At 51.0% G+C, this 1056-nt stretch carries 1 rRNA gene; it reads right to left on the bottom strand.

From position 1 onward, the window contains the following. A 23S ribosomal RNA gene (locus tag IAE36_RS23450) occupies positions 1 to 1056 on the bottom strand; the annotation flags it as partial.

Genomic DNA, 1056 nt, shown 5'->3' with positions numbered 1-1056 from the left:
GGTTCCCAGTTATCTGAAGCTTAGGAGCTTTTCTTGGAAGCATGGTATCAACCACTTCGTCGCCTAAAGGCAACTCGTCATCAGCTCTCGGCCTTGAAATCCCGGATTTGCCTAAGATTTCAGCCTACCACCTTAAACCTGGACAACCAACGCCAGGCTGGCCTAACCTTCTCCGTCCCTCCATCGCAATAACTGGAAGTACAGGAATATTAACCTGTTTTCCATCGACTACGCTTTTCAGCCTCGCCTTAGGGACCGACTAACCCTGCGTCGATTAACGTTGCGCAGGAAACCTTGGTCTTTCGGCGTGCGAGTTTTTCACTCGCATTGTCGTTACTCATGTCAGCATTCGCACTTCTGATACCTCCAGCAAGCTTCTCAACTCACCTTCACAGGCTTACAGAACGCTCCTCTACCGCATCACCTAATGGTGATACCCGTAGCTTCGGTGCATGGTTTGAGCCCCGTTACATCTTCCGCGCAGGCCGACTCGACTAGTGAGCTATTACGCTTTCTTTAAAGGGTGGCTGCTTCTAAGCCAACCTCCTAGCTGTCTAAGCCTTCCCACATCGTTTCCCACTTAACCATGACTTTGGGACCTTAGCTGACGGTCTGGGTTGTTTCCCTTTTCACGACGGACGTTAGCACCCGCCGTGTGTCTCCCATGCTCGGCACTTGTAGGTATTCGGAGTTTGCATCGGTTTGGTAAGTCGGGATGACCCCCTAGCCGAAACAGTGCTCTACCCCCTACAGTGATACATGAGGCGCTACCTAAATAGCTTTCGAGGAGAACCAGCTATCTCCGAGCTTGATTAGCCTTTCACTCCGATCCACAGGTCATCCGCTAACTTTTCAACGGTAGTCGGTTCGGTCCTCCAGTCAGTGTTACCTAACCTTCAACCTGCCCATGGATAGATCGCCCGGTTTCGGGTCTATACCCAGCGACTAAACGCCCTATTAAGACTCGCTTTCGCTACGCCTCCCCTATTCGGTTAAGCTCGCCACTGAATATAAGTCGCTGACCCATTATACAAAAGGTACGCAGTCACCTAACAA

The organism is Pseudomonas sp. S36, assembly GCF_016647875.1.
Lineage (GTDB): Bacteria > Pseudomonadota > Gammaproteobacteria > Pseudomonadales > Pseudomonadaceae > Aquipseudomonas > Aquipseudomonas parafulva.
Note: the sequence above shows the minus strand (reverse complement) of the source record. Positions and strands in the feature narration are given on the sequence as shown.